The 2,429-nt window shown below is 69.0% G+C and carries 4 protein-coding genes (1 of these 4 running past the window's edge); all 4 read left to right on the top strand.

Annotated elements, in window-relative coordinates; all coding sequences use genetic code 11:
- Nucleotides 1–54: 54 nt before the first annotated feature.
- Nucleotides 55–654: an IspD/TarI family cytidylyltransferase gene (locus FrCorBMG51_RS05810; RefSeq protein WP_235433348.1), complete on the top strand. Its 600-nt coding sequence runs from the start codon at nucleotides 55–57 to the stop codon at nucleotides 652–654.
- Nucleotides 655–903: 249 nt separating this feature from the next.
- The gene (gene ispF, locus FrCorBMG51_RS05800; protein ID WP_200902345.1) at nucleotides 904–1,398 is read left to right on the top strand and encodes a 2-C-methyl-D-erythritol 2,4-cyclodiphosphate synthase; all 495 of its coding nucleotides are present in this window, start codon (nucleotides 904–906) and stop codon (nucleotides 1,396–1,398) included.
- Nucleotides 1,399–1,529: 131 nt separating this feature from the next.
- Entirely contained in the window at nucleotides 1,530–1,925 is a 396-nt protein-coding gene (locus FrCorBMG51_RS05795; protein ID WP_047222070.1) for a PPOX class F420-dependent oxidoreductase, read from the top strand.
- 333 nt (nucleotides 1,926–2,258) lie between these two features.
- On the top strand, nucleotides 2,259–2,429 hold the 5' portion of the coding sequence (locus FrCorBMG51_RS33560) for a hypothetical protein (RefSeq protein WP_420848582.1). The gene runs 42 nt beyond the window's last position; only the first 171 of its 213 coding nucleotides appear in the window; its start codon is at nucleotides 2,259–2,261; its stop codon lies off the right edge, out of view.

The following is a 2,429-nucleotide window of genomic DNA, read 5'->3' as shown; positions in this document are numbered from 1 at the left end:
GCAGCCGGCCGCGGCGAGCGTCTTGGTGGATCCGTACCCAAGGCACTTCGTTCGTTGGCCGGCCGTTCGCTTGTCCAGCATGCGGTCGAGTCACTGACCTCCGCAGCCCTGGTCGATCAGGTGGTCGTCGCCGCTCCGGCCGCGGAGTTGGACGCTTTCGCGGCGCTGCTGGGGCCTGGCGTACAGGTGATCGCAGGTGGCGCCGAGCGGATCGATTCCGTGCGGGCCGCCCTCGCGGTGCTCGACGAGACGGTCGGGGTCGTCCTGGTGCACGACGCGGCCCGTCCGCTGACGCCCCCGGCGCTTGTCGACACGGTCGCGTCAGCGGTCCTGGCCGGAGCGCCCGCGGTCATCCCGGTGCTCGCGGTCAACGACACCATCAAGCAGATCGACGACACCGGCCGGGTCGTACGGACGGTGCCGCGCGACGTCCTGCGTGCCGTGCAGACCCCGCAGGGGTTCCGCCGGGACGTGCTGGACGACGCCTACCGGCTCAGCGCGACGCTGCCCCCCGAAGTGGCGATCACCGATGACGCAGGCCTGGTCGAGGCGCTCGGCGTGGTCGTGATGACCGTTCCCGGGGCCCAGGAGGCGTTCAAGGTGACCCGGCCTGCCGACCTGGTCCTCGCCGAGGCGCTGCTCGCACACCGCTAGGGCCTGTCTGGTGGATGTTGGTCGTCTGGGCGCGGCCCGCGCGATCAGACATCCGCCGGACACGCCCTGACGCGGCGACCATCTACCCGCGCCGGATCCCGGCAACACCGGATCCCGGCAACACGGTGGTCGTCGCGGTTCCGATGCCGCTGGAATGCCGACGCCGCTGGAACGGCATCCGGGTCGCGGAGCGCTCCGGCCCGCTTCCGGCCGTCTCCTTCTCCTTGAGTGATGTGTAAGTGATGACGTGTGAGTGAGGTGAGGGATCTGTCCGGACTTCCTCGGGTCGGGCTCGGTGTCGACGTCCACCCGTTCGCGGAGGGCCGCCCCTGCTGGGTGGCGGGCATTCTCTGGCCCGGTGAGACCGGGCTCGACGGTCATTCGGACGGCGACGTCGCCGCGCACGCGTCCTGCGACGCGCTGCTGACCGCGTCCGGGTTGGGGGATCTTGGCTCGGTCTTCGGTACCGGCCGGCCGGAATGGGCCGGTGCGGCCGGGGTGGCCCTGCTGGGTGAGACGGCGAGGCTGCTGGCCGAGGCGGGCTGGACCATCGGCAACGTCGCCGTGCAGATCGTGGGCAACCGGCCGCGCCTGGCCGGCCGGCGGGTGGAGGCACAGGAGGTCCTGACGGCGGCGGTGGGCGCGCCGGTGAGCGTGTCCGCCACCACCACCGACGGCCTCGGGCTGACCGGCCGTGGCGAGGGGCTCGCGGCGATCGCCACCGCGCTCGTGGTCCGCGCCTGAGCGAGGGCGCGTCCAGGAGCGTCGTGGGCCCGACCTGGCCGTCCGGTTGTTATGCCTGATTGGCATGACAACCGGACGGCCGTCGACCGGATGACAGGGTGGGAAAGCGACAGGAGCGGCAGAGGAGCCTGATGTCGTCATATCTGCCTGAGAAGGTCAAAAAGCTCGCGGATTCCCCGATCTACGTGACGCTTGCGACGATCCGGCCTGACGGGTCTCCGCGAATGACTGTGTTGTGGATTGCTCGTGATGGCGATGAGCTTCTGTTGTCCACAATTCGGGGTCGTGCCAAGGAGCGGGATATCGCCCGGGATCCGCGGGTGGGAATCATGTTCCTCGACCAGCGGGATCCCTACGGATATGTCGAGGTCCGGGGGCGGGCCACGCTGTCGGAAGAGGGAGGCCGCGAGCTGATCGACGCCCTCGCGCTGAAGTACACCGGTGACGAGAGGTATCGCTGGGACGCACCCGAAGCGACACGGATTGTCATCCGCGTCACCGCTGAGCGGGTGTTCACCACCGGTTGACGGCGGTGGTCCGGTGCGTGGCGGCCCGCTGTGGCCTGATGTGCGGCCTGATATATGGCCTGATGCATCGTCAGGTGCGGCGAAACCCCGGGGATCCGCCGTTGTGACTTTTGATCTTCCGTTGTGACGTGCTGTGCACCATGCTGTGCGTTATACCGTGCGTCATACCGTGCACGGCTCGTTCCGCATACCATGCCCGGGCCGCACGTCATCCGACTTCGACCCTCTACCGGAGTCGGATTTCATACATGTTGCGGGCTGTTCATGGAACGGAGTCGTGTCTGACACGGGTGGCGGGGGATCCCGCGTGGGGCTGCGCCGTACTCTTGACAGATGGGACTCCACATCTACGACACGCGCACCCGGCGCCTGCGGCCGTTCGAGCCGCTGCGCCCCGGTCACGTGAGCGTGTATGTCTGTGGGCCCACCGTCCAGTCCCCGCCGCACGTCGGACACATCCGTACCGCCGTCGCCTTCGACCTGCTCCGCCGCTGGCTCGTCGCG

It is taken from the genome of Protofrankia coriariae, from assembly GCF_001017755.1.
Classification (GTDB): domain Bacteria; phylum Actinomycetota; class Actinomycetes; order Frankiales; family Frankiaceae; genus Protofrankia; species Protofrankia coriariae.
Note: the sequence above shows the minus strand (reverse complement) of the source record. Positions and strands in the feature narration are given on the sequence as shown.

Bases quoted from the DNA above. Each gene is read 5' to 3' on its own strand.
- FrCorBMG51_RS05795 (WP_047222070.1), top strand. From the start codon at position 1,530: ATGTCGTCATATCTGCCTGAGAAGGTCAAAAAGCTCGCGGATTCCCCG.